This is a genomic window from Microbacterium sp. GW823-FHT02G05, assembly GCF_058797175.1.
On the sequence record NZ_JBXAJK010000001.1, the window covers coordinates 1,470,516 to 1,493,388 of the forward strand.

The 22,873-nt window shown below is 67.9% G+C and carries 19 protein-coding genes; 15 read left to right on the top strand and 4 right to left on the bottom strand.

What is annotated here, in order from left to right; genetic code table 11:
* Nucleotides 1-145: 145 nt before the first annotated feature.
* The 4 genes from AC1REM_RS07010 to AC1REM_RS07025 all read left to right on the top strand — a co-directional run bounded on the left by AC1REM_RS07010 (nucleotide 146) and on the right by AC1REM_RS07025 (nucleotide 3,766).
* Nucleotides 146-1,054, top strand: a complete 909-nt coding sequence (locus AC1REM_RS07010; RefSeq protein ID WP_492513976.1) for a helix-turn-helix domain-containing protein — start codon at nucleotides 146-148, stop codon at nucleotides 1,052-1,054.
* Between the two features lie 70 nt (nucleotides 1,055-1,124).
* Nucleotides 1,125-1,730 carry a hypothetical protein gene (locus tag AC1REM_RS07015; RefSeq protein ID WP_492513977.1) on the top strand — a complete coding sequence of 202 codons (606 nt, stop codon included), beginning with the start codon at nucleotides 1,125-1,127 and terminating at the stop codon, nucleotides 1,728-1,730.
* A gap of 181 nt (nucleotides 1,731-1,911) precedes the next feature.
* The gene (gene guaB, locus AC1REM_RS07020; protein WP_492513978.1) at nucleotides 1,912-3,414 is read left to right on the top strand and encodes an IMP dehydrogenase; all 1,503 of its coding nucleotides are present in this window, start codon (nucleotides 1,912-1,914) and stop codon (nucleotides 3,412-3,414) included.
* Between the two features lie 76 nt (nucleotides 3,415-3,490).
* A complete protein-coding gene (locus AC1REM_RS07025) occupies nucleotides 3,491-3,766 on the top strand; it encodes a DUF2277 domain-containing protein (RefSeq protein WP_492513979.1) in 276 nt (91 codons plus the stop codon).
* Nucleotides 3,767-3,829: 63 nt separating this feature from the next.
* Here AC1REM_RS07025 and AC1REM_RS07030 read toward each other — a convergent pair whose 3' ends face one another.
* Nucleotides 3,830-4,174, bottom strand: a complete 345-nt coding sequence (locus tag AC1REM_RS07030; RefSeq protein ID WP_492513980.1) for a DUF4190 domain-containing protein — start codon at nucleotides 4,172-4,174, stop codon at nucleotides 3,830-3,832.
* 176 nt (nucleotides 4,175-4,350) lie between these two features.
* On the bottom strand, nucleotides 4,351-4,920 hold the full coding sequence (locus tag AC1REM_RS07035; protein ID WP_492513981.1) for a DUF4190 domain-containing protein: 570 nt from the start codon (nucleotides 4,918-4,920) through the stop codon (nucleotides 4,351-4,353).
* 172 nt (nucleotides 4,921-5,092) lie between these two features.
* Between AC1REM_RS07035 and AC1REM_RS07040 the strand changes: the two genes are divergently transcribed.
* The 4 genes from AC1REM_RS07040 to AC1REM_RS07055 all read left to right on the top strand — a co-directional run bounded on the left by AC1REM_RS07040 (nucleotide 5,093) and on the right by AC1REM_RS07055 (nucleotide 9,400).
* Complete coding sequence (locus tag AC1REM_RS07040; RefSeq protein ID WP_492513982.1) at nucleotides 5,093-5,644, top strand: OsmC family protein; 552 nt, start codon at nucleotides 5,093-5,095, stop codon at nucleotides 5,642-5,644.
* 106 nt (nucleotides 5,645-5,750) lie between these two features.
* Complete coding sequence (locus AC1REM_RS07045) at nucleotides 5,751-7,439, top strand: ABC-F family ATP-binding cassette domain-containing protein (RefSeq protein WP_492514477.1); 1,689 nt, start codon at nucleotides 5,751-5,753, stop codon at nucleotides 7,437-7,439.
* 28 nt (nucleotides 7,440-7,467) lie between these two features.
* The gene (locus AC1REM_RS07050) at nucleotides 7,468-8,586 is read left to right on the top strand and encodes a GuaB3 family IMP dehydrogenase-related protein (RefSeq protein WP_492513983.1); all 1,119 of its coding nucleotides are present in this window, start codon (nucleotides 7,468-7,470) and stop codon (nucleotides 8,584-8,586) included.
* Nucleotides 8,587-8,665: 79 nt separating this feature from the next.
* Nucleotides 8,666-9,400 carry an SURF1 family cytochrome oxidase biogenesis protein gene (locus tag AC1REM_RS07055; RefSeq protein ID WP_492514478.1) on the top strand — a complete coding sequence of 245 codons (735 nt, stop codon included), beginning with the start codon at nucleotides 8,666-8,668 and terminating at the stop codon, nucleotides 9,398-9,400.
* Between the two features lie 59 nt (nucleotides 9,401-9,459).
* On the opposite strand, the gene AC1REM_RS07060 is transcribed toward AC1REM_RS07055, so the two are convergent.
* Together AC1REM_RS07060 and AC1REM_RS07065 are read right to left on the bottom strand one after the other, a co-directional pair.
* Nucleotides 9,460-9,924, bottom strand: a complete 465-nt coding sequence (locus AC1REM_RS07060; RefSeq protein ID WP_492513984.1) for a GNAT family N-acetyltransferase — start codon at nucleotides 9,922-9,924, stop codon at nucleotides 9,460-9,462.
* A gap of 104 nt (nucleotides 9,925-10,028) precedes the next feature.
* Nucleotides 10,029-11,255: a benzoate/H(+) symporter BenE family transporter gene (locus AC1REM_RS07065; protein ID WP_492513985.1), complete on the bottom strand. Its 1,227-nt coding sequence runs from the start codon at nucleotides 11,253-11,255 to the stop codon at nucleotides 10,029-10,031.
* A gap of 81 nt (nucleotides 11,256-11,336) precedes the next feature.
* Between AC1REM_RS07065 and AC1REM_RS07070 the strand changes: the two genes are divergently transcribed.
* The 7 genes from AC1REM_RS07070 (at nucleotide 11,337) to fliD (ending at nucleotide 22,859) form a co-directional block, all read left to right on the top strand.
* Nucleotides 11,337-12,716: an aminotransferase-like domain-containing protein gene (locus AC1REM_RS07070; protein ID WP_492513986.1), complete on the top strand. Its 1,380-nt coding sequence runs from the start codon at nucleotides 11,337-11,339 to the stop codon at nucleotides 12,714-12,716.
* Nucleotides 12,717-12,991: 275 nt separating this feature from the next.
* Entirely contained in the window at nucleotides 12,992-17,245 is a 4,254-nt protein-coding gene (locus AC1REM_RS07075) for an ExeM/NucH family extracellular endonuclease (RefSeq protein ID WP_492513987.1), read from the top strand.
* A gap of 108 nt (nucleotides 17,246-17,353) precedes the next feature.
* On the top strand, nucleotides 17,354-17,839 hold the full coding sequence (locus AC1REM_RS07080) for a DUF3817 domain-containing protein (RefSeq protein ID WP_204939241.1): 486 nt from the start codon (nucleotides 17,354-17,356) through the stop codon (nucleotides 17,837-17,839).
* Nucleotides 17,836-19,431 carry a glutamine-hydrolyzing GMP synthase gene (guaA, locus tag AC1REM_RS07085; RefSeq protein WP_492513988.1) on the top strand — a complete coding sequence of 532 codons (1,596 nt, stop codon included), beginning with the start codon at nucleotides 17,836-17,838 and terminating at the stop codon, nucleotides 19,429-19,431. Before AC1REM_RS07080 ends, guaA begins: the two co-directional genes overlap by 4 nt.
* A 186-nt stretch (nucleotides 19,432-19,617) precedes the next feature.
* Nucleotides 19,618-20,391, top strand: coding sequence for a sigma-70 family RNA polymerase sigma factor (locus AC1REM_RS07090; protein ID WP_492513989.1), 774 nt, complete (start codon nucleotides 19,618-19,620; stop codon nucleotides 20,389-20,391).
* A gap of 174 nt (nucleotides 20,392-20,565) precedes the next feature.
* Nucleotides 20,566-21,396 carry a flagellin N-terminal helical domain-containing protein gene (locus tag AC1REM_RS07095; RefSeq protein WP_204939244.1) on the top strand — a complete coding sequence of 277 codons (831 nt, stop codon included), beginning with the start codon at nucleotides 20,566-20,568 and terminating at the stop codon, nucleotides 21,394-21,396.
* Between the two features lie 104 nt (nucleotides 21,397-21,500).
* Nucleotides 21,501-22,859: a flagellar filament capping protein FliD gene (gene fliD / locus AC1REM_RS07100; protein ID WP_492513990.1), complete on the top strand. Its 1,359-nt coding sequence runs from the start codon at nucleotides 21,501-21,503 to the stop codon at nucleotides 22,857-22,859.
* Nucleotides 22,860-22,873 lie beyond the last annotated feature (14 nt).

The window sequence follows — 22,873 nt, forward strand, 5'->3', positions numbered from 1 at the left end:
GTCGATGCCGACTCGACCCGCAGCGCCCGCGTTCGGCGGAGTCTGGAAGTCAACTACCCGATTCCGGCGTTTCGTCGCGCTCTGTGGGAGCTCTACCCCAGCCGCTCCGTACAGGGCCGGCAAAGCGTCTCCGCTGGAGACCTCGATGTTTCTCACTCCTCGCGCCCATGCGCATGTCGGTGCGTGCCTCGTGTCGGCCGACGTGCACCGACCGGGAATGCTCCCCGCCGTTCGTGTGCGCGGCGGCACGGTCCGCCTCTGCATCGTGAGAAAGGGTGACCTGCGCATTCTGGTCGACGGCCAGCCGCAGGCGTTGAGGGCCGGGGACGGTCTCATCGCCGGCGGGCGCGCGGTCGTGCCGATGCGGACGAGCGGAGGCTGTGAGCTCGTGACGGTCACGGTGCCGCGCGCTGCACTGGGCGCGGATGATCTAGAGGAGACCGATGTGTCTCCTGTTCTGCGGCAGCAGTCGCTTCTTCCCGCGATCGCAGGCTTCGCCGCAACCCTCTTCCACGCTCCGGAGGCCCGCGGCCAGAGCGGACATCATTTCGAGCTTCTTCTGCGTGACATGCTCCGAGCAGTCCTCGTCGGAATGAACACGACCGGCCAGCTGCGGCCCATGCGCTCGCTCGTGAACAGGTCGATCTCCGCGATGTGGGAGGGTCATGCCGACCCCAGCCTCACGCCGGCGATGATCGCGGCCGTGGTCAACCTCTCGCTGCGCCAGCTCGAACGGGAGTTCCGCGCGGAGGGCAAGACCATTCGGGGTGAACTGCGGCGCGTCCGCGTCGAGTCCGCCACGGCGCTCCTCACCGATCCCCTGCTCGTCGCGAGCAGCATCGACCAGATCGCTCGTCAGGTGGGATTCAGCAACGGATCGAGCCTCGCGCGAGCGATGGCCGCGGAGCAGATGCCCTCACCCGCGCGCCTGCGCGCGGATCACTCAGCGGCCGGCAGACGTCAGGGGGTGGTGAGCAGGCCGGCACCGTCCGAAGTCATACCCCACGCGCCACCTCGCACACACCAAGCGACAGATTCCCGGCAACCGCGCTGAGGACGGTGCCGATTCGGCTCTCATAGTCGCCGGGGGAGGCGGGAGAGTCTCCCGGAAGTGAGGGGAAACCATGAACCAGAACGGAATGACTGCGAACCGAGAGGTCTCGCGGCGCACCGTCGTGAAGGCGGGCGCGTGGGCTGTGCCGGTGGTCGCCGCGGCGGTCGCGCTGCCGATGGCGGCTGCCTCCGGCGGGACGGTCGTGTGGCCGTCGGACCCGTCGGAGAACGGCTCCGAAGGCACGGTGAACTACACCAATGCCACCAATGAGCTCTCGGGTCGAGAAGAGGCCTACTACCTCGTCGAGGTCAGTGGCACCGGTACGGCGACGCTTCCGCCGCTGACCGCGACGTTCACGACGACAGGCGCGTGGACGCAGCCCGTGACCTTCGCGACCTCGAACGGAGGTTCCGCGCTCACTGTCGGGCAGACCCTGTCCGGACGCCAGTCGATCGTGCAGTGGACAGTCGTATCGATCACGGCGGACACCGTCGTGCTCGCGGCGGCGCCGCAGCCGATCCCGGCAGGGACCAGCCAGCGGCTGGCGACGCCTCGGCTCTGGGCCTACGGCAGCGGCGACACCGCGGTCGGCGGTCAGGCAGCCTTCGGAGTCGTGCTCTCCGGCGGCAGTGGCGCCGTGACCGGGTCGAACGGATCCACCGTTCCCGTCGTCTGACTCGCGGGCCGTCTTCGCGACCGCCGCCACGTCATCGTGGCGGCGGTTTCGCGTATCCGGGAATGAACAGTCAGCGACCGCGCTTACAATAGGCAAGCACGGGAGTTGATCCCGTTCCCAGGACGCAGACGTTCCCACGCGAGAGTGTGTTACCGCGCCGTCGGCGCGAGAGGAGCCCCCTATGGACCAGCCCGATCCCTTCGGATTCGTCGGCCTCACCTACGACGATGTGCTGCTCCTGCCCGGGCATACCGACGTCATCCCCAGCGAGGCCGACACCTCCTCGCGCGTGACGCGTCGCATCTCGGTCGCCACCCCGCTGCTCTCCAGCGCGATGGACACCGTGACCGAGGCTCGCATGGCGATCGCCATGGCCCGTGAGGGCGGCATCGGCATCCTGCACCGCAACCTGTCGATCGCCGACCAGGCCGCGCAGGTCGACCGCGTGAAGCGCAGCGAGTCGGGCATGATCACCGATCCCATCACGACCTCGCCGGACGCGACCGTCGACGAGGTCGACGCACTCTGCGCGCAGTATCGCATCTCCGGCCTCCCCGTCGTCGATTCCGACGGTCGCCTCGTCGGCATCATCACGAACCGCGACATGCGCTTCGTCTCCGGATTCGAGCGTCAGTCCACCTTCGTGAAGGACGTCATGACGAGCGAGAACCTCGTCACGGCGCCCGTCGGCGTCGCTGCGGGCGAGGTCATCGCGCTGTTCGCGAAGCACCGGGTCGAGAAGCTGCCGCTCATCGACGGTGACGGAAAGCTTGCCGGTCTCATCACGATCAAGGACTTCGATAAGAGCGAGAAGTACCCGCTGGCCACGAAGGACGAACAGGGGCGGCTTCGCGTCGGCGCGGCGATCGGCTTCTTCGGTGATGCGTGGGAGCGTGCCGAGGCACTGCGTGATGCGGGCGTCGACGTGCTCGTCGTCGACACGGCCAACGGCCAGTCGCAGGGAGTCATCGACCTCGTCAAGCGTCTCAAGGCCGACGAGTCGTTCGCGCACATCGATGTCATCGGTGGCAACGTCGCGACCCGTGAGGGTGCGCAGGCACTCGTTGACGCCGGTGTGGACGCGGTCAAGGTCGGCGTCGGTCCGGGCTCGATCTGCACGACGCGTGTCGTCGCGGGTGTCGGTGTGCCTCAGGTGACGGCGGTCTATGAAGCGTCTCTGGCTGCGCGCCCCGCGGGCGTTCCGGTCATCGCAGACGGTGGCCTGCAGTACTCGGGCGACATCGCGAAGGCCCTCGTCGCCGGCGCGGATGCGGTCATGCTCGGTTCGCTCCTGGCCGGAACCGACGAGTCGCCGGGTGAGATCGTCTTCCAGTCGGGCAAGCAGTTCAAGCAGTACCGCGGCATGGGCTCGCTCGGTGCGATGCAGACGCGAGGCAAGCAGACCTCGTACTCGAAGGACCGCTATTTCCAGGCCGACGTCCCCAGCGACGACAAGCTGATCCCCGAGGGCATCGAGGGCCAGGTGCCGTACCGCGGCCCGCTCGCCGCCGTCGCGTATCAGCTCGTCGGTGGTCTGCGCCAGTCGATGTTCTACGTCGGCGCGCGCACGATCGAAGAGCTCAAGCAGCGCGGCAAGTTCGTGCGGATCACGGCGGCCGGGCTCAAGGAGTCGCACCCGCACGACGTGCAGATCGTCGTCGAGGCGCCGAACTACAAGAAGTAGTCAAGGACACCGGAAGGGGCGGATGCTGATGCATCCGCCCCTTCCTTCTTTTCGCGCCCCAGCGTAGCGTGCGGGTATGTGCCGGAACATCCATACCCTTCATAATTTCGAGCCCGCAGCCTCCTCCGATGAAGTGCAGGCCGCGGCCCTGCAGTACGTGCGCAAGGTCGCCGGGACGACCAGGCCGTCGAAGGCGAATCAGGAGGCCTTCGATCGCGCCGTCGCGGAGATCGCGCATGCGACGCAGCATCTGCTGAACGATCTGGTCGCGGTGCGCCCTCCGAAGAACCGCGAAGAGGAAGCCGCGAAGGCGCGCGCCCGCGCTGTGGCGTCCGGGCGCTACGCCGCCTGAGAGCAGGTGCGCAGCGACGGCGCCGTCTCCTGCGAGACGAAACGACGCCGTATGCGCGGTGCGCTACTCGCAGGTGATGGTTGTTCCGTCGACGTCCCAGACGCCGGGACCCAGGTCGAGGCAGGTGCCGACCATCTCGACCGCTGCGCCGAGGATGGCCGTGCTGACGATGATCGTCACGATCCATCCGATGGTGCCGAGGACGCCGATGATGATGCCCGCGATCGCGAGGCCCTTGCTGGTCCCGCCCGCTTTGTTGATCTTGACGAGGGCGACGATACTGAGGATCGCTCCGAGCGGGGCGATGAGGAACGCCAGGACGAAACCGGCGATCGTGAGGCCGCGCGCGGGTTCGGCCGGGACCGTGGCGGGCGCGGGAACGGGGGCAGGAGTGGTGGGCGACGTCATCGCGATTCCTTCTTCTCTGGGGGTAGACAACGGAGCGTATCTGCCGGCCGAGGATGCGAAACCGCTTCTGTGCGCGGGTCGTGCGCGCTATGCGCGCACCGCGCGTGGATTGCGCGATGCGGCGACGAAAGCGCCCCGCCACCCGAAGGTGACGGGGCGCCTCGGGGCTGCTGCGATCACTCGCAGGTGTAGGTGACGCCATTCACGTCCCACACCCCAGGGCCGAGCTGGGAGCACATCTCGATCACGTTGCCGAGCAGTCCTGCGGCGAGCGTGACGGTGAGGATGATGCCGATGATCCACGCGATCGTCACAAGGATGCCGATGATCAGGCCCGCGATGGCGATGCCCTTGCTGCCGCCGCTCTTGTTGAGCTTCACGAGAGCGATGATGCTCAGGATGATGCCGACGGGAGCGACCAGGAACGCACAGATGAGTCCGGCGATGGCCAGTCCTCGACCCGGAACGGACGGCGCGGCCGCGTAGCCGGGAGCGGGCGGTGCAGCGGGATAGCCGGACGCCGGCGCACCCTGATAGCCGGGAGTGGGATCCGCAGGCGGATACCCGGGGGCAGGTGGTGTCGCGTATCCGGCGGGACCTGCGTAGCCGGGCGCAGCGGGATCGGCGCTCGGCGCATGCGGCACGGACGCGGCCTCCGGCGGAACAGGCGGTGCGGGCGGAACCTCGCCGACCGGGTCTGCGGGTCGTTCGGGGTTCTGCGGATCGTAGTTCGGTGGCAGGGACATGACGACTCCTTTTCAGAGGGGCAGTACCTGGAGGATAGGGGGCGAGCGGGTCGCGGGGAAACCCCCTGCGCGCACGACGGGGCGACACGCTGCATGACGGCATGTGACACGGGGATGACTTCACATGACGCGCGGGGCGCGGCGAGGCATCCGCTGTGGATAGGTTCGCGACATGACACAGCTTCTGGATCCGCCCACCGCCCTTCCGGCGATCTCCGACGACGAGCGCGCCGCACGCCTGAACGCCGCAGGCGCAGCCTGGAGCGAGCGCATCGCCGCGAGTCCGGCGAACGCGCAGCTGAAGACGCGGGTCTCCGGTCGCGCCGTCGGGTCCGTGGCGACCGAGATCCGCGCGGGCAAGCATCGCTTCCTCGTGGACGAGCCGGCCGGTCTCGCGGGCGACGACGCAGCGCCGAGCCCTGTCGAGTACGCGCTGGGCGCTCTCGTCTCCTGCCAGGTCGTCGTGTTCCGTCTCTACGCACAGGCGCTCGGTCTCACGATCGACGAGCTGGAGATCACCGCAGAGGGCGACCTCGACGTGCGCAAGATCTTCGGCATCGACGAATCGGTGCGCGCCGGGTTCCAAGGTGTGCGTGTGAGCGTCGAGATCACGGGGCCGAACACCCCGGAGGAGTACGAGAACCTGCGTCAGATCGTCGACGCGCACTGTCCGGTGCTCGACATCTTCGAGAATCCCGTTCCGACGACGGGCGCGCTGGTCTGAGACCTTCGGCTCGCCAGGATGTGCGTGCAGGCCACTCCGGCTGATAGCCTGGTCGGCTCGCCATTCGGCATCCGGCTACCGTGCGGGCGGAAGGATGGCCACGCACGTGGGGTACATCGATGTCTCTGGCGTCTCGCTGACGCTGCCTGATGGCAGACCGCTGCTCGATGAGGTCGACTTTCGCGTCGGCTCGGGGTCGACGAGCGCCCTGATCGGGCCGAACGGGGCAGGGAAGACGACGCTGCTGCGGATCATCCGGGGCGAGCAGCGCGCCGATGCCGGTGTCGTCACGATCGACGGCGGTCTCGGCGTGATGGATCAGTTCGTCGGGCACGGCGAGGCGGGGCGGACGGTGCAGGAGCTGCTCATCCGGGTTGCGCCGCGGCGCATCCGTGCGGCGGCGGACGCGCTGGAGGCGGCGGAGAACGCGCTGATCGAACGTGATGAGCACGACACGCAGATGGCCTACGCCGCGGCGATCAGCGAGTACGCGGATGCCGGCGGCTACGAGCACGAGACGATCTGGGATCAGTGCACGATCGCGGCTCTCGGCATCCCCTATGAGCGCGCGCGCTTTCGCGAGCTGGTGACGCTGTCCGGCGGGGAGCAGAAGCGCCTCGCCCTCGAGGCGCTGCTCCGGGGCCCTGATGAGGTGCTCCTGCTCGACGAGCCGGACAACTATCTCGATGTTCCTGCGAAGCGCTGGCTCGAGGAGCGGCTGCGGGAGACGCCCAAGACGGTGCTGCTGGTCTCGCACGACCGGGAGCTGCTGGATCGCGCGGTCGACCGGCTCGTCACACTCGAGCCGGGAGGCGCCGGGGCGACCGCGTGGGTGCACGGTGGCGGGTTCTCGACCTATGCGCAGGCGCGCAGCGAGCGGATGGATCGGCTGGACGAGCTCCGACGTCGCTGGGATGAGCAGCATGAGAAACTGCGCGTGCTGGTGGCGAATCTCAAGGTCAAGGCCTCGGCGAACGACGGCTTCGCGTCCCGCTACCAGGCGGCGCAGACGCGTCTGCGCAAGTTCGAGGAGGCGGGACCGCCGGAGGAGCGCCCTCCTGCGCAGGAGTTCGACATGCGGCTGCGGGGAGCGCGCACCGGCAAACGGGCCGTCATCGGGGAGGCTCTCGAGCTGACGGGGCTCATGCGCCCGTTCGACGCGGAGATCTGGTACGGCGACCGGGTCGCGGTGCTGGGATCCAACGGCTCCGGGAAGTCGCACTTCCTGCGGCTGCTCGCTCGCGGTGGAACCGACCCCGACCCCTCGCTGGGGCACATCACATCGACGGGGCAGCAGCTCAGCGCGGTCGCGCACTCCGGGCGCGCGGTGCTGGGCGCGCGAGTCGTGCCGGGACTGTTCGCCCAGACGCACGCGCACCCCGAGTTCGTCGGTCGCACGCTGCTGGAGATCCTCCACCGCGGGGATGAGCGGCGCGCCGGGATGCCTCGGGATGCCGCCAGCTCCGCGCTCGACCGCTACGGCCTCGTGCGTCAGGCGCAGCAGAGCTTCGACTCGCTCTCCGGTGGGCAGCAGGCGCGCTTCCAGGTTCTCCTGCTGGAACTCGCCGGAGCCACTCTGCTGCTGCTCGACGAGCCGACCGACAACCTCGATCTCGAGTCCGCCGAGGAGCTCGAGAAGGCGATCGCACGCTTCGACGGGACGGTGCTCGCGGTCACGCACGACCGCTGGTTCGCGCGCTCGTTCGATCGTTTCCTCGTCTTCGGCTCTGACGGGGCCGTGTATGAGTCGGATGAACCTGTGTGGGACGAGACCCGCGTCGTCCGGGCCCGCTGAGCAGGCCGGGTAGGCTGGAGGGGTGAGCATGGAAATCGAACTTGGCCGGGGCAAGCGCGCGCGTCGCGCATATACGTTCGACGACATTGCGGTGGTGCCGTCGCGGCGCACCCGCAACCCGGAAGATGTGTCGACCGCCTGGACGATCGACGCGTTCTCCTTCGACATCCCGGTTCTCGGCGCGCCGATGGACTCCGTCGTTAGCCCGCGCACGGCGATCATGCTCGGCCAGCTCGGCGGACTCGGCGTGCTCGACCTCGAGGGTCTGTGGACGCGTTACGAGAACCCGGAGCCGCTGCTGGAAGAGATCGCCGGCCTCCCCGAGGCGGAGGCGACGGTGCGGATGCAGCAGCTGTACTCCGAGCCCATCAAGGCCGAGCTCATCACGAAGCGTCTCGATGAGGTTCGCGCCGCCGGCGTCACGGTGGCAGGTTCGCTCACCCCGCAGCACACGCAGGAGTTCTACGACACCGTCGCGAGCGCGGGCGTCGACCTCTTCGTGATCCGCGGTACGACGGTCTCGGCAGAGCACGTTTCGAGCGCGGCAGCACCCCTCAACCTCAAGAAGTTCATCTACGACCTCGACGTTCCCGTCATCGTCGGCGGCGCAGCCACCTACACGGCGGCGCTGCACCTCATGCGCACGGGCGCGGCGGGCGTGCTCGTCGGCTTCGGCGGTGGCGCTGCCTCGACGACGCGTGCAACTCTCGGCATCCACGCTCCGATGGCGACGGCCGTCTCCGATGTCGCCGCTGCGCGCCGCGACTACCTGGACGAGTCGGGCGGACGGTACGTGCACGTGATCGCGGACGGCGGCGTCGGCACCTCCGGTGACATCGTCAAGGCGCTCGCCATGGGTGCCGACGCGGTCATGCTCGGTGTGGCTCTCGCCCGTGCGACGGATGCTCCGGGTCGCGGGTTCCACTGGGGTCCCGAAGCCCACCACCCGCAGCTTCCGCGCGGACGCCGCGTCGCGGTCGACGGTGTGGCAACCCTGGAGGAGATCCTCTACGGACCTGCTCCGGTCGCGGACGGCACGGCGAACCTCATCGGCGCGCTGCGCAAGTCGATGGCCACGACCGGGTACTCCGACCTGAAGGAGTTCCAGCGCGTCGAGGTCGTTCTCGCTCCGTACGAGCAGGTCTGACGGACTTCTGCTCGTGACGACCCCTTTGGCGTTTCCCCCGACGCTGCGTGAGGTGCTTTTCCGCGGCAAGTGGATTCGCATGCTGTTCCTCTGTCTGGTCGTTGCGGGCGTGTTCGCGTGGCTGGGACAGTGGCAGCTCGGCCAGGCGATCGACACCGATCCGCCGCCGGCGGGTGTGACCGAGACCCAGCGCCCGCTCGATGAGGTCGTGCAGCCAGGGGAGTACCTTCCCGAGCCCTACGTGGGGCACAAGGTCGAGACCCGCGGATCCTGGGTACCCGGCGATTTCGTGATCATCGCCTCGCGCTTCAATGACGGTGTCGAGGGCTACTGGGTGACCGGACAGCTGCGCCTCGCGGATGCGGCGGAGCCGACGTCTCTCGCTGTCGCGGCCGGGTGGGCCGCCGATCGGGCGGCGGCGGAAGCTGCTGTCGAGGAACTGGAGAGGTCAGCGGACGGGGCCGTCATCGAGGTTGCCGGACGCATCATCTCGGACGAAGGCGCCGTGGTCCCGCCGCGGGCCGAGCCGTTCCTGTTGACCCGGATGTCTCCCGCGGCGCTGTTGAGTCGCTGGAGCGACATCGACGGGCTTTCTGTGTACCGCCCGTATCTTGCGTCGACGACCGCGATGGGAGGCTTGGATGACATCGCGTCTCCCGCCCCCGCCGAAGGCTCGCCCATCAACTGGCTCAACGTCTTCTACGCGGCCGAGTGGGTCATCTTCGCCGGCTTCGCCTTCTATCTCTGGTACCGCCTGGCGCGGGACGAGTGGGAGCGGGAAGTCGAGGAGTTCGAAGAGCAGCAGGCGATCTGAGTTCGACCCCACGGGTGAGCATCTGTGCTGTGGGCGGAGGAACGCGGCGCAGTGGAGCGTCATCTCAACGTCGGCCTGGCGTCGTAGGTGACCCAGGTGGTTCGGGTGGCGAGGGTGTTGTAGAGGGTCTGGGCCTGGTGGTTGTCGTCCGCAGTCATCCACTGCACCCCGGCGCGCCCCTCTGCGGCGGCCATATCGGTGAGGCGCCCGATGAGTGCCCGCCCGACGCCGCGGCCACGGGCTGCGGGAACGGTGAAGAGGTCGTCCAGGAAGATGTGGCTGGTGCCGGTGTAGGGCGACGAGAAACGTCGGTGGTGAGCGAAGCCGAGAATCCGGCCGTCAGCCTCGGCCACGAGTGCTTTGCACTCGTGGGACGGATCCATGAACCAGCCCCAGGCGCGCGAGACGATGTCCTCGGATGGTTCGAGCATGTAGAAGTCGCGATAGGCGCGGAAGAGGACGCGCCACTGATCCTCGTCGGCAGGCGAGAGGAGGCGAACGGTCGGTGCGATCGTGGGAGTCATTGATGTGTCCTTCAGTCTTGAGAGGGGCAGAGCCGGTGCGACCGCATCGTGCGAAGTGACCTGTGGTGTGCGCCGACTCCTTGAAAAGGGAGGGAGATGCTCGTCTATGCGGCCACGACGGCCTCCTTTCCCGCGTCGGTCTGCCGGGGGCGTTTGCGGCGTGGGGCGAGCGCGAAGCAGACGGCGCTGCCCGCGAGGAGGCCCCAGAATGCCGCACCTACGCTGAGGATGGTGACTCCTGAGAGGGTCACCGCGAGGGTCGTGATCGCGGCGAGGCCCGTGCGGGTGTCACTGTGCATGGCGCCCGTGAGCGCCGTGAGCGTGGAACCCATCAGCGCGACGGCGGCAACGACAGCGACGGTTTCCGGAGGGATCGCCTGGAACCCCGCGACCAGCACTCCCCCGAAGGCGCCGACCACCAGGTAGGTGAGGCCACCCGAAAGACCAGCGACGTAGCGTTTGGTGCGGTCGATGTGGGATTCGGGGCCGAGAGCGATTGCGGCGGTGAGCGCGCCAAGGTTGATGCCGTGCGCGCCGAACGGTGCCAAGGCCGCCGACACTGCGGAGATCGTGCCCACGAGCAGTCGGTCATTCGGCTGGTAGCCCTGTGACTGCAGCAGGGCGAGGCCGGGCGCGTTCTGCGACGCCATCGTGACGATGAACAGCGGCAGCGCGACACTCACCAGCGCGGCAGGCGTGAAGACCGGCATCGTGAACACCGGGCCGCTCAGGGTGAGTGAGGGCGTGACCTCATGGAACGACGCGGTCGCCCAGGTCGTTGCAAGGCCCGCGGCGAGAGCTGCCAGCACCGCGAAGCGGTCGAAGAAGCGCTTGCCGAGAAAGAACGTGACCACGATGCTGCCCGCGATCAGCGGAGCGCTCACGAACGCTCCCACTGCGCTCACGACAAAGGGAAGCAGGATGCCAGCAAGCAGCGCCTGCAGCACCGGGCCGGGCACCTTGGAGAGCAGCAGCCCGAACCAGCCCGTGAATCCTGCGATAGCCGCAGCGACCGACGCCACGAGGAACGCGCCCACGGCCTCGGCGAACGAGAAGCCGCCCAGGGACGCGATGAGGAGCGCAGCGCCCGGCGTCGACCATGCCACGATGACGGGGATGCGGGTGAAGAGGCTGAGCGCGATGCTGCAGACGCCGTTGCCGATCGACAGCGCCCACACCCAGGAAGCAGTCTGGGCTTCGTCAAGACCCGCTGCTCGGGTCGCTTCCAGCACGAGTAAGAACGGCCCGGCGAAGTTGACGAGCGCCGAGAGGAATCCGGCGACCACGGCGGAGACCGAGACGTCCCGCATGATGACGGCGATACGGCTCATGCCCGCGCTGCCCGGTCGACGAGGGTGGCGCGGTACCGTAACGGACTTGCAAAGTTGTGAGTAACGTTATCTACTAGCCTCATGTCCAACGATAACAGAGCGTCGGAGATTGCGGCTCTGCTGCATCAGCGGATCAGCACGGCACCCGCTGGAGAGAAGCTGCCCGGGGTACGGGAACTGTCCAAGGCGTTTCAGGCGAGCGCCGCCACTGTCTCCGCTGCCCTCTCGGAACTCAGCGCCCTGGGCTTGGTGCGTGCGGAACCTGGCCGGGGCACGTTCGTTGCCGAGCGCGGGCGACGTTCCGAGCCGGATTTCGCATGGCAGTCGCAGGCCCTCGGCCCTGCCCGCGTGGACGCAGACCGTGCCTCACGCCTCGGCGGATACGGCACACCGGAGCACATCCCCCTCTCCTGGGGGTATCTTGCGCCAGAACTGCTCCCGATCGACGAACTGCACCGCATCGGCTCACGTGCAGCAAAGAGCAACCGGGCCTGGATGATGACCCCGCCCGCAGGGTCGCCAGAGCTGCGCCGTGTCCTTGCCGCCGACTATCGGGCTGACCCTGGCGATGTGCTCATCGTCTCCGGGGGTCAGCAGGGTCTCGTGTTCACGATGCGCACACTCGCCGAACCGGGCTCGACCGTGATCACCGAGAGTCCGAGCTACCCCGGAGCGATCCTCGCCGCGCAAAGCGCAGGTCTGACGATCGCGTCCGTGCCCGCCGACAGAGACGGAATCATCGTCGAGCGCCTCGCCCACGAACTCGAACGCACCCACGCCCGCGTGATCTATCTGCAACCCAGCTACGCGAACCCGACTGGTGCTGTGCTCAGCCCTGAACGCCGCACGCAGGTACTCGATCTCGCAGCCCGACATGGGGCATTCATCATCGAAGACGACTGGGCCAGGAACCTCGGCCTCGACGGACGCACACCGCTGCCGCTCATCACCGAAGACCCCAATGGTCACGTCGTCACCATCACCACACTCTCGAAGCCGGCCTCGCCAGGGCTCAGGCTCGGCGCGGTGATCGCTCGCGGCCCCGCAGGCGATCGGCTCCGCGCCTCCCGCGCCGCCGATGACCTCTGCGTCGCGCCGATGGTGCAAGAGATCGCCTTGAGCCTGCTGACCTCGAACGCCTGGCCACGGCACCTGAAACGCGTGCGCGCTGAACTCACCGATCGCCGCGACGTCCTCGCCGACGCGATCCGCGAGACCCTGCCGGGCATTCGCATTCAGAGCGTGCCGACCGGGGGCATCCACCTCTGGGCACGGCTGCCCCACGGTGCCGACACCAGGCAGATCAGCGCCGACGCTTACGCCGCCGGGGTCCTCGTCGGAGACGGACGACACTTCTTCGTCAACGAACCCCCGGCGCCGTTCCTCCGATTCTCCTACGGCGCAGCCTCCTCCGCCGAAATCTCCCAAGGCATCCGAAAACTCGCCCGCATCATCGCCTGACACATCATCCGAATCGTCTACTTCCTTCGCTCGCGCTTCACCCCGCTCTGCGGGGATGTGGCGCGTTGCGGTCAGGCGCCGCCTGCTTCACGCAGCCGTGGTCCTCGACCGTGGATGACCATCCGGTGACGAGTGCGTGAAGACCCATTGAGGTGACTCACAGGTTTTCGTAGGCTCGCATCGTGCGTGCGGTGAGGGGGACTCATATGGCCGCCGCATCCGACGGGCTTCACAAGGGCCCGACGGAAGCGTCAACCAGACCGAGGAGACTGTCGATGATGTCTGTCCCAGATGACGGTGCGCACCGCGCACTGTCTCCGTCCTGGCGGAAGGGGCGTCATGGCGCCCTCGCCTTCGCCACCACGATCGCCCTTGCTGCAGGAGCGTTCGCCGCGTCACCCGCCATCGCTGCCGAGACACCGCCACCCGCGGACCAGCAGACGACCACCCCGGCGCCGGAGACACCCGCTCCCGTCGCGACGGAGTCCCCGGCCCCGGACGAGTCCGCCGCGCCGGAAGAGAATCCGGATGCGACGGCGCCGACCTCACCTGCAACTGAAGTGCCGCCTGCGGAGACGGACACGCCCGCTCCGCCCGTCGAGCCCGCGCCCCTGTCCGCGCCGGCGACGCACTCCATCGCCGAGGTGCAGGGCACGACCGACGTCTCACCGCTTGTCGGTCAGAGTGTCACGGTCGAGGGCATCGTGACCGCTGACCACCGCACGGGTGGATACCGCGGCATCGTCATCCAGACGGCGGGCTCGGGCGGCGACGCGGACGCGACGCCGGGAGCATCCGACGGCATCTTCGTGTTCCTCGGCGCGCTCGCGCCGACCCTCGCGATCGGCGACCTCGTCTCGGTCACCGGCTCCGTGAGCGAGTACTTCGGGCAGACACAGATCAGCCCCGTCGCTGTCGAGGGCGTCTCCGTTCTCACCGCGGATGTGGGCGTCCCCGCCGTCACGCCTCTACCCACCACGGTGCAGGGTGCCGACCGGGAAGCGTACGAGAACATGTTCGTCGCGCCGACCGGGGACTACCTGCTCGCATCCAGCCACCAGCTCTACAACTTCGGCACGCTCTGGCTGAATGCCGGTGAGCTCAACGTCAAGAGCACCGAGCAGGTGCAGCCGGGAGACGATGCGGCGGCGATCACCGCTGCCAACCGCGCTTCCCGCATCCTGCTCGATGACGCGTGGTCACTTCAGATCTCCAACCGCAACCACCCCGGAGAGCAGCCCTACTTCACGGCCGAAACGGTCGTGCGCAATGGCGACCTCGTGGACTTCGGAAGCAACGGCTACGTCCTGCAGTGGGGCTTCGACGACTGGCGGCTCCAGCCGGTTGTTCCGATCGACGATGCCACCCCGTCCGCGCAGAAGGCCGGATTCTCGGCACGCAACACGCGCCCGGAGACCGCGCCCGCCGTCGGCGGTGACGTGCAGGTCGCAGCGTTCAACGTCTTCAACTACTTCACGACGCTCAAGAGCGACAACCCGGATGCCCGTGGTGCCGCGGACGCCGAGCAGTTCACGATTCAGAAGTCGAAGATCGTCACCGCGATCAACGGCCTCGACGCCGAGATCGTCGGCCTCATGGAGATCGAGAACTCGATCATCCTCGGCGGTACGGTCGATGAGGCGCTCGCGGACCTCGTCGCCGGGCTGAATGCGGATGCCGGCTCCGATGTCTGGGCCTACGTCCCGACGCCCGCGGCGCTGCAGGATGCGACGACGACCGACGCGATCACGAACGCGATCATCTACAAGAAGGACGCCGTGACACCGCAGGGTGACAGTGCGACCGTCACGGATGAGACCGTCTGGGGCAACGCCCGCGAGCCGATCGCCCAGGCCTTCGACATCGGCGGCCGCGTCGTCACCGTCGTCGCGAACCACTTCAAGTCCAAGTCGCCGCCGTCCGGCGCCGGTGCGGAGCCGGCCGACGGCCAGGGCTTCTTCAACGCCGACCGTGTAGCCCAGGCGCAGTCCGTCCTCGCGTTCACGCAGGAACTCGCCACCGCCAGCGGTTCCGAGGACATCCTGCTCGTCGGGGACTTCAACGCCTACAGCGAGGAAGATCCGATCGACGTCTTCACGGACGCCGGGTGGAGCGACCTCGTCGCAGACACGACCGACGGTCAGTACACCTACACCTTCGACGGTGAACTCGGCTCGCTCGATCACGTGATCGCCTCGCCGTCGCTGACATCGTCGATCACGGGCACGGGCGTGTGGACGATCAACTCTCCGGAGTGGAGCGACCGCGGCTACGCCTTCGGCGCGGCGGAGAGCGGGACGCCCTTCCGCTCCAGCGACCACGACCCGATCATCGTCGGCGTGAGCGCCACCGCCCCGCCGGTCAGCATCGACATCGTGACGATCAACGACTTCCACGGTCGGATCGAAGCGGACGGTGCCGCTGCCGGCGCTGCGGTGCTCGCGGGTGCCGTCCAGCAGTTCCGTGCGGCCAATCCGAACACTGTGTTCGCAGCGGCCGGTGACCTCATCGGCGCATCCACCTTCACCTCCTTCATCCAGGATGACAACCCGACGATCGACGCGCTCAACGCCGCCGGCCTCGACGTGAGCGCCGCGGGCAACCACGAGTTCGACCAGGGGTGGGCAGATCTGCGCGACCGCGTGCAGGATCGCGCCGACTGGGAGTACATCTCGGCCAACGTGTTCCTCACCGAGACCGGTGAGACCGCGCTGGCACCGTCGTGGGTCACCGAGCTCGACGGCGTCAAGGTGGGCTTCGTCGGAGCGGTGACTGAGGATCTCGACTCCCTCGTCTCCAAGGAGGGCATCGCCGACCTCGAGGTGCGCAGCATCGTCGACTCGGTCAACGCCACCGCCGATGACCTGCGTGATGGCGATCCCTCCAACGGCGAAGCGGATGTCGTGATCCTGCTCGTGCACGAAGGCGCTGCGAGCGTCGACGTCGCCAGCATCACGCCGACCTCTCCGCTCGGCGAGATCGTCTACGGGGTCGACGCCGACGTCGATGCGATCGTCTCCGCGCACACGCACCTCGCGTACAACCACGTCATCGACGGCCGCCCGGTCGTCTCGGCGGGGCAGTACGGCGAGAATGTGGGGCTGATGAACCTGCAGGTCGATCCGAACACCAAGGAGCTGCTCTCGATTGTCAACGAGATCAAGCCGCTCACCGAGAACCGGGTGCCGCTGTACCCGGCGGTTCCCGAGGTGCAGGCGATCGTCGACCTGGCGAAAGCCGAGGCCGACGTTCTCGGCGCCGTCTCGGTGGGGCAGATCACGGCCGACTTCAACCGGGCGCGACAGAGCGACGGCAAGACGGAGAACCGGGGTGGCGAGTCGACGATCGGCAACTTCGTCGCCGACGTTCAGAAGTGGTCCACGGGTGCGGACTTCGCACTCATGAACCCGGGCGGAATCCGCGCGAACCTCACCTACGCGTCCAGCGCGGCGGGGGATCCGGACGGCAACGTCACCTTCCGTGAAGCGGCGACCGTGCAGCCTTTCGCCAACACTCTGATGACCCTGCAGCTCACGGGCGCGCAGGTGAAGCAGGTGCTCGAGGAGCAGTGGCAGCCCGCCGGTGCGAGCCGGCCGTTCCTCAAGCTCGGTGTGTCCGAGGGCCTCGTGTACACGTACGACCCGAGCGCGGCTGCCGGGTCGCGGATCACCTCGATCACCCTGAACGGGACGCCCCTGGATGCGACAGCGAGCTACACGGTCGCGGCGAACTCGTTCCTCGCGGCCGGTGGAGACAACTTCTTCACCTTCGCGGAGGGACAGAACAAGGTCGACACGGGCAAGGTGGATCTCGCGTCGATGGTGGACTGGTTCGACGCGAACGGCACCGCGACTCCCGACCTCGCCCAGCGGGCGGTGGGAGTGACGCTGAGCCCACCCGACGCGGATGGCTACAGCGCGGGTGATGTCGTGACCGTCGCGCTCTCCTCGCTGGGCTTCAGCGCGGGGGAGCCGGTGCCGACGAGTGTCTCGCTGTCGCTGGACGGTGCGGAGCTGGCATCCGGGCCCATCGATGCGTCGATCGTCGACACGACCGATGAGAGTGGTCGGGCATCGCTGAGCTTCACGGTGCCTGCGGGCGTGTTCGGTGCGCAGCAGCTCACCGTCGCCGTCGCCGAGACCGGGACGAGCGCGCAGGTGCCGTTCCAGATCGCCGGTGAGGCCGAGTTCGCCGGAGCCATCGCGCTCGGCTCGACGAAGGTGGCCGCGGGCAAGACGCTTACGATCACCGGCGAGGGCTACGCTCCCGGCGAGACGGTGACGGTGCAGCTGCGGCCCAAGAAGGGCGCGGCGCTCACGGTCGGCGAGGTCACGGTCCAGGCGGATGGCACGTTCCAGACGGCGGTGACCGTGCCCAAGAAGGCGCAGCCCGGCAAGTACACCGTCGCGGTGTCACAGGCCGACGGCGACGAGGCGACTGCCACCGTCACCGTGAACCGCGGAGGCGGAGCATCCGTGATCCGCGACCTCATCGACTGGCTGTGGGACCTGATCTCCGGCTGGTTCTGAGGCGCGCACGCCTGAGCGCGGAGGCCGTCGGGACGCGATCCCGACGGCCTCCGTCGCGCCCTGGGAGGACAACAGGGACGCCTGCGCAGGGCGGCTAGACTGGAGCACATGCCCGAACCCAAAGTCGCCAGTTTTCCGGCGATCCGCGGCGCGCTGAAGTTCTATAAGATCGCCTCGATCATCACCGGCGTCATGCTGCTTCTGCTGGTCGCCGAGATGGTGCTCAAGTACACGCCGCTGCACCTCGAACTCTTCCTCGGCGGCAGCGGAGGATTCCTCTGGTTCGCCGAGGCCGTCGAAGGCCCTGACGGGCTCGAATCGACCGGCGACGGAATCAACCTCTCGCTGCTGATCCTCATCGCGCACGGCTGGTTCTACGTCGTGTACCTTTTCGCCTGCTTCCGCGTGTGGAGCCTCATGCGCTGGCCGTTCCTGCGCTTCCTTCTGCTCGCCCTCGGCGGTGTCGTCCCGCTGCTCTCCTTCTTCATGGAGGCCATCGTGGTGCGCGACGTGCAGGCCTATCTTGCCGAGCGCGAATCCGCCGAGGCATCCGCTTCTGACTCTGCAACCCCCGCTACGGAAGGTGCCCGGTGACCGATCACACCAACGCGAACTCGACCGCACAGCGCCCCGCGCTCGTCGTCGACTTCGGCGCACAGTACGCGCAGCTCATCGCTCGCCGCGTGCGTGAGGCCGGCGTCTACAGCGAGATCGTGCCGCACACGGCGACGGCCGAAGAGATCGCCGCCAAGAACCCGGTGGCGCTCATCCTCTCGGGCGGACCGTCGTCCGTGTACGAAGAGGGTGCTCCTCAGCTCGACCCGGCGGTCTTCGAGCTCGGCGTTCCGACGCTCGGCATCTGCTACGGATTCCAGGTCATGGCGCAGACGCTCGGCGGCGAGGTCGCCAACACCGGTCTGCGCGAGTACGGCGCGACCGACGCGACTCTTGCTGGCGAGGGCGGTTCGCTGCTGAGCGGGCAACCCGCAGAGCAGAACGTCTGGATGAGCCACGGCGACCAGGTCTCGCGCGCCCCCGAGGGCTTCGCGGTGCTGGCGTCGACCGGCGCGACCCCTGTGGCGGCCTTCGCCGACGAGGAGCGTCGCTTCTACGGCGTGCAGTGGCACCCCGAGGTCAAGCACTCCGACCACGGCCAGCAGGTCATCGAGAACTTCCTGCACAAGGGTGCGGGTCTCGCCGCCGACTGGAACAGCGACAACGTCATCGCCGAGCAGGTCGAGCGCATCCGCGCGCAGGTCGGCGACGCGCGCGTCATCTCGGCCCTGTCCGGCGGTGTCGACTCGGCGGTCTCCACGGCGCTCGTGCACAAGGCGATCGGCGACCAGCTCACGGCTGTCTTCGTCGACCACGGGCTCCTGCGCAAGGGCGAGCGCGAGCAGGTGCAGAAGGACTACGTCGAGTCCACCGGTGTGCGTCTGATCACCGTCGAGGCGGAGGACACGTTCCTCGGTCACCTCGCGGGCGTCACCGACCCCGAACAGAAGCGCAAGATCATCGGCCGCGAGTTCATCCGCGCATTCGAGCAGGTGCAGCGCGACCTCGTCGAAGAGGCGAAGGCCTCCGGTGGCGCGCCCATCAAGTTCCTCGTCCAGGGCACCCTGTACCCCGACGTCGTCGAGTCCGGCGGCGGTGCGGGCACCGCGAACATCAAGTCGCACCACAACGTGGGCGGGCTTCCCGACGACCTCGACTTCGAGCTCATCGAGCCGCTGCGCACCCTGTTCAAGGACGAGGTCCGCGCGATCGGCCGCGAGCTCGGCATCCCCGAGGCGATCGTCGGCCGTCAGCCGTTCCCGGGCCCCGGCCTCGGCATCCGCATCATCGGCGAGGTCACCCGCGACCGTCTCGACCTCCTTCGCGAGGCCGACGCGATCGCGCGGGAGGAGCTCACCAAGGCGGGCCTCGACCAGGAGATCTGGCAGTGCCCCGTGGTGCTTCTGGCAGACGTCCGTTCGGTGGGCGTGCAGGGCGACGGTCGTACGTACGGCCACCCGATCGTGCTGCGCCCGGTCTCGTCGGAAGACGCGATGACGGCCGACTGGTCGCGCCTGCCCTACGACGTCCTGTCGAAGATCTCCAACCGCATCACGAACGAGGTGCGCGATGTGAACCGTGTGGTTCTCGACGTCACGTCGAAGCCCCCGGGAACCATCGAGTGGGAGTGATCCTCACGAAAGGCGCGAACTTCGGTTCGCGCCTTTCGGCGTTTCCAGCCCCGGTGCGAGAGCCTGTCTGGCATGCTCGTCAGGCCCGAAAACGCTGGTGCTGCGTGCCGAAGGGCGTGATACCGGGTTTCGAATGAAACATGCTACGTTTCCTCGTAAACGAGCATTCTTAGCAGCGGAGTGACATTGTCGAGAACTTCATCCCCCTCCGCTGACCACCATGAGGATGCGCCACCCGCGCCGAATCCGGAGCAGCTGGCGCGAGAGAACATGCCCCTCGCCGTCTACCTGGCAGTGGAGAAGGCTCGCACGACCGATCTCCTCTCGCTCGATGACCTGCTGTCGGCTGCGCGACTCGGACTCGCGAAAGCCGCGATGACCTTCGACCCCAGCCGGGGCGTTCCGTTCGGGTCCTTCGCCCGCGGACCCATCAACTGGTCGATGCTCGACGAGCTTCGCGCGGCGGATCCGGCGGGGGAGTACAGCCGCACGAAGATCAGGCAGGTCAACGACGCCGCGGAGTCGTTCGCCCTGCTCACCGGGCGCACGCCGACGATCGCGGAGCTCGCGGCGGAGGCGAGGATGACCGTCGACGAGGTCAGCCGCATCCGCCGGCTCGACGACTTGGTGTCCAGCGCCATCAGCCTCGACGAGTACGTCGAAGCGGGGGAGGGCCACCACAGTGCGAATCTCACCGACAGCGTCATCCTCCCGGAGCATGCGGCCGAGCGTTCGGAGAATCGCACCATGCTCCTGAAGGCCATCGCGTCCCTCCCCGAGACGAGTCAGCGCATCATCCGGGGGATCTACCTGGAGGACCGCATGGTCAAGGATCTGGCGGAGGAGATGGGCGTCAGCCATGCGTACGTGTCCAAGCTGCGGCGCACGGCGCTCGCCCTGATGCGAGAGACCATGACCTCTGCAGGGAGCGCGCCGCAGGAGCTGCTGGCGACGTACTGACCCCGGCGCGCGAGGGGACAGCGTGCACTCGCGACCGACCCACGCAGGTCTGGTTGTCGAGCGACGCAAAAAAGTTCCGGATTCTGGTTACGCGGACGGTGTCGGGTCGCGAATGTCGGATATGCAGGCCCACGGATGGGCCCGCAGACAACCCCATAACCACGGAGGATTCTCATGGGAAACCAGATCGCAACCAACGTCGGTGCACTCAACGCGTACCGCAACCTCTCCGCCAACCAGAACGACGTGTCGAAGTCGCTGGAGAAGCTCTCGAGCGGTCTGCGCATCAACCGCGCTGCGGACGATGCTGCCGGCCTCGCCATCTCCGAGGGTCTGCGTTCGCAGGTCAACGGCCTGAACGTTGCAGCCCGCAACGCGCAGGACGGCATCTCGGTCATCCAGACCGCAGAAGGTGCCCTCACCGAGGTGCACTCGCTCCTGCAGCGTATGCGCGACCTGTCCGTCCAGGCTGGTAGCGACTCGAACAACGCGGCATCGCGTACGGCCATCCAGACCGAGATCGACGCGCTGGGCCTCGAGCTCACCCGTGTCGCTGCGTCGACGAACTTCAACGGCATCAAGCTCCTTGACGGTTCGAACGCCTCGCTCACCTTCCAGGTGGGTGCGGGCAACAATGCCGCACAGGACCAGATCGCCGTGGCGCTGACCAACGTCACGACCATCGCGACCGCAGCGTCCGCCATCGACGTTGAGACCGACGCCGCATCGCGCCTCGCAGCGATCGGCACGATCGACACGCAGATCGCGGCGATCTCGACCGCTCGCGCCGGCTACGGTGCAGCGCAGAACCGCTTCGAGTCGACCATCAACTCGCTGCAGGTCTCGGCAGAGAACCTCGCTGCCGCGAAGAGCCGCATCGCGGACACCGACATGGCCGCTGAGATGGTGCGCTACACCGCCTCGAACATCCTGCAGCAGGCCGGTACCGCCATGCTTGCTCAGGCCAACCAGTCGGGCCAGGGCGTTCTTCAGCTGCTCCGTTGAGCCCCCGCGCCTGAGGCGCACAGGACGCCCGGGCGAGGTCTTGCACCCCGCCCGGGCGTCTTCCCGTAGGACCGAACCGACGCACCGCAGAGAGGCACCCGAGCATGAAGATCGACGGCCTGGTATCCGGCTTGAACACGGCAGAGCTGATCGACTCGCTCATGAAGGTGAGCGCGATCCCGCAGACGCTGCTGAGCAACAAGATCACAGACCGCAACGCGGTGATCAGCAACCTCCAGTCCTTGAACACGTCGCTGCAGAGCCTGATGGACAAGGCCAAGACGGCCAGAGGTGCCGACTCGCTGGCCGCGTTCACGCCGCGCTCGTCCGCGGAGTCCGTCACCGTCACCGCGGGGTCCACGGCCACCGCCTTCTCGACCAGCATCGTCGTCGACGCCGTGGCCACGGCGCACTCCGTCGTCACCGCCGCCGCGGGAGCGGACGCGTGGGGTGGAACGTTCACGCTCGTCGCGGCCGACGGCACGATGAAGGAGATCACGCCCGCCGGCGGGCGCCCGCAGGACCTGGCGAAGGCGATCAACGCCGCCGGTGCCGGTGTGTCCGCGACCGTCGTCCCTGCGGGCGTGGACGCCTCCGGCGCGCCGCTCTCCCGACTGCAGCTCACCGCGACCGAGACGGGAGCGGCCGGCGCTTTCACCCTGCACAGTGGTGCGCCCGCCGATGTCACGGCAGGCACCTCCACGGATGTGACCGCCGCAGCCGGTGCCGCGCTGCTTCGCCAGGGTGCTGACGCTCAGATTCGCCTGTTCGCGGGGACCTCTGCCGAGCAGATACTCACCGGGGCGAGCAACACCTTCACGGTCGCGGACGGCATCGACGTCACCGTCTCCGAGGTCAGCGGGACCCCGGTCACGATCACCGTCATTCCGGATCCGAAGGCGCAGACCGCGGTGGCCCAGGAGTTCACTGCGATCATCTCGAAGATCCTCGCGGGCATCGACAAGGGCTCCAAGGCCACCGTCGGCGACACGGGACAGAAGACCACGCTGGGCGTCTTCACGGGCGACAGCACGGTGCGTGCGCTGCGTGGCGCACTGGCATCCGCAGTGCAGGCGCCCGTCGACGGAACGTCGCCGTCGACGATCGGCATCTCCTTCGACAAGTCCGGAGTGATGCAGTTCGACGCGGAGAAGTTCGCGGCCGCGATGGCGGAGGATCCGGACAAGACACAGGCGGTGTTCTCGCAGATCGCGGGACGCGTCGAGGACGTCGCGAAGCAGTACTCCGACAAGTACGACGGCCTGCTCACGACTCGCATCACAGGTCAGGAGACCGAGGTGCGCGACCTGAAGAAGCAGGTCGAGCGCTGGGACATCCGCCTGGAGCAGCGTCGCAGCGCGCTCGAGCGCACCTACTCGCAGCTTGAGGTGCAGCTGTCGTCGCTGCAGTCCCAATCCTCCTGGCTCAGCTCGCAGCTCGCCGGGCTCACGCCGAAGAACTGATCGACGCCTCCGGC